General features: G+C 53.5%; 1 tRNA gene and 2 rRNA genes. All 3 read left to right on the forward strand.

Going from position 1 to position 3,397, the window contains the following annotated elements:
• The first annotated feature begins 86 nt into the window (after positions 1 to 86).
• Positions 87 to 2,882, forward strand: a 23S ribosomal RNA gene (locus XB14_RS32320).
• A 124-nt stretch (positions 2,883 to 3,006) separates the two neighbouring features.
• Positions 3,007 to 3,121: ribosomal RNA gene (gene rrf, locus XB14_RS32325) — 5S ribosomal RNA — on the forward strand.
• A gap of 200 nt (positions 3,122 to 3,321) precedes the next feature.
• A tRNA-Met gene (locus XB14_RS32330) sits at positions 3,322 to 3,395 on the forward strand.
• Positions 3,396 to 3,397 lie beyond the last annotated feature (2 nt).

Here is a 3,397-nt window from a genome sequence, read left to right on the forward strand (position 1 = left end):
GGCTGTTGATTTGGCACCCCTTCGAGCGCAAGCGAGAAGGATGGGTTTGCCAAATCCAACTAAGGATGAGCATTGGCAATGAGAACGATCAAGTGTCAAAAGGGCATTTGGTGGATGCCTTGGCATGCACAGGCGATGAAGGACGTGATACGCTGCGATAAGCCGTGGGGAGCTGCGAATAAGCTTTGATCCATGGATCTCCGAATGGGGGAACCCACCTTAAATGCTTGGAAAATTTAAGTCGTGCTTTGGTACGGCTTAGGTTTCCAAGCATTGTTTAAAGGTATCTTATCCTGAATACATAGGGGTAAGAAGCGAACGCAGGGAACTGAAACATCTAAGTACCTGCAGGAAAGGACATCAACCGAGACTCCGCAAGTAGTGGCGAGCGAACGCGGACCAGGCCAGTGGCAATGAGGAATAAAGTGGAACGACATGGAAAGGTCGGCCGTAGAGGGTGATAGCCCCTTACACGTAGAACACTCATTGTCCTTGAGTAAGGCGGGACACGTGAAATCCTGTCTGAACATGGGGAGACCACTCTCCAAGCCTAAGTACTCGTGCATGACCGATAGCGAACAAGTACCGTGAGGGAAAGGTGAAAAGCACCCCGACAAGGGGAGTGAAATAGAACCTGAAACCGGATGCCTACAAACAGTTGGAGCCCGCAAGGGTGACAGCGTACCTTTTGTATAATGGGTCAACGACTTAGTGTGACGAGCAAGCTTAAGCCGATAGGTGAAGGCGCAGCGAAAGCGAGTCTGAACAGGGCGTTCAGTTCGTCGCATTAGACCCGAAACCGAGTGATCTAGCCATGAGCAGGTTGAAGGTTGGGTAACACCAACTGGAGGACCGAACCCGCATCTGTTGCAATAGATTGGGATGACTTGTGGTTAGGGGTGAAAGGCCAATCAAACTCGGAAATAGCTGGTTCTCCGCGAAATCTATTTAGGTAGAGCGTCGACCGAATACCCTCGGGGGTAGAGCACTGGATGGGCTATGGGGACTCACCGTCTTACTGATCCTAACCAAACTCCGAATACCGAGGAGTACTAGTCGGCAGACACACGGCGGGTGCTAACGTCCGTCGTGAAAAGGGCAACAACCCTGACCTCCAGCTAAGGTCCCCAAGTCATGGCTAAGTGGGAAAGGATGTGAGGATCCCAAAACAACCAGGATGTTGGCTTAGAAGCAGCCATCATTTAAAGAAAGCGTAACAGCTCACTGGTCTAAATAAGGGTCTTTGCGCCGAAAATGTAACGGGGCTAAAGCCATGCACCGAAGCTGAGGATACGTCGCAAGACGTGTGGTAGCGGAGCGTTCCGTAAGCCTGTGAAGGGATACCCGTGAGGGGTCCTGGAGGTATCGGAAGTGCGAATGTTGACATGAGTAACGATAAAGAGGGTGAGAGACCCTCTCGCCGAAAGACCAAGGGTTCCTGCTTAAAGTTAATCTGAGCAGGGTTAGCCGGCCCCTAAGACGAGGCGGACACGCGTAGTCGATGGGAACCACGTTAATATTCGTGGGCCTGGTGGTAGTGACGGATCGCTTAACTTGTTCACACTTATTGGATTGTGTGGGCGGGGACGCGGTTCCAGGAAATAGCTCCACCGTATAGACCGTACCCGAAACCGACACAGGTGGTCAGGTAGAGTATACCAAGGCGCTTGAGAGAACTATGCTGAAGGAACTCGGCAAATTGCACGCGTAACTTCGGAAGAAGCGTGACCCCACTGGACGCAAGTCTGTTGGGGTGGCACAGACCAGGGGGTAGCGACTGTTTATCAAAAACACAGGGCTCTGCGAAGTCGCAAGACGACGTATAGGGTCTGACGCCTGCCCGGTGCTGGAAGGTTAAGAGGAGGGGTGCAAGCTCTGAATCGAAGCCCCAGTAAACGGCGGCCGTAACTATAACGGTCCTAAGGTAGCGAAATTCCTTGTCGGGTAAGTTCCGACCTGCACGAATGGCGTAACGACTTCCCCGCTGTCTCCAGCATAGACTCAGTGAAATTGAATTCCCCGTGAAGATGCGGGGTTCCTGCGGTCAGACGGAAAGACCCCGTGCACCTTTACTATAGCTTTACACTGGCATTCGTGTCGGCATGTGTAGGATAGGTGGTAGGCTTTGAAGCAGGGACGCCAGTTCTTGTGGAGCCATCCTTGAAATACCACCCTTATCGTCATGGATGTCTAACCGCGGTCCGTTATCCGGATCCGGGACAGTGTATGGTGGGTAGTTTGACTGGGGCGGTCGCCTCCGAAAGAGTAACGGAGGCGCGCGATGGTGGGCTCAGACCGGTCGGAAATCGGTCGTCGAGTGCAATGGCATAAGCCCGCCTGACTGCGAGACTGACAAGTCGAGCAGAGACGAAAGTCGGTCATAGTGATCCGGTGGTCCCGCGTGGAAGGGCCATCGCTCAACGGATAAAAGGTACGCCGGGGATAACAGGCTGATGACCCCCAAGAGTCCATATCGACGGGGTTGTTTGGCACCTCGATGTCGGCTCATCGCATCCTGGGGCTGGAGCAGGTCCCAAGGGTTTGGCTGTTCGCCAATTAAAGCGGTACGTGAGCTGGGTTCAGAACGTCGTGAGACAGTTCGGTCCCTATCTGCCGTGGGTGTAGGAATATTGACAGGATCTGTCCCTAGTACGAGAGGACCGGGATGGACATATCTCTGGTGGACCTGTTGTCCTGCCAAGGGCATAGCAGGGTAGCTATATATGGAATGGATAACCGCTGAAGGCATCTAAGCGGGAAACCAACCTGAAAACGAGTATTCCCTTGAGAACCGTGGAAGACGACCACGTTGATAGGCTGGGTGTGGAAGTGCGGCAACGCATGAAGCTTACCAGTACTAATCGTTCGATTGGCTTGATCGTTCCCATTGCTCATGCTCATCACATGATGAGCGACGTGTTCAAAACAAAACGAGGTGGCATCACCACCTCACCAGCTTCTCATCCGGTTTGCGCTCAGCTAGGCGCAAATCTTGCGCTTTGCCGACCTGGTGGTTCTGGCGGGGTGGCTGCACCCGTTCCCATTCCGAACACGGCCGTGAAACGCCCCAGCGCCGATGGTACTTCGTCTTAAGACGCGGGAGAGTAGGTCGCTGCCAGGTCTGCAAAACGCAAGATAAACAATCCGGAAATCAAACGATCATCTTCTCTTCGACTTCGGCCCAGCCGAACACGGGCCGCCTCTAAGCGGCCCTTTTGTTTTGCTAGGCTGAAAATAGACAAGATCAGACAAACAACGGGATTTTGCCTCCGGCAAAACCCGGATAAAGCGGATAAATCCCACAGGGATTTACCGCGATGGCGCGGGGTGGAGCAGCCCGGTAGCTCGTCAGGCTCATAACCTGAAGGCCGCAGGTTCAAATCCTGCCCCCGCAACC

It is taken from the genome of Ensifer adhaerens (assembly GCF_002007205.1).
In the GTDB taxonomy this organism is placed as follows: domain Bacteria; phylum Pseudomonadota; class Alphaproteobacteria; order Rhizobiales; family Rhizobiaceae; genus Ensifer; species Ensifer adhaerens_D.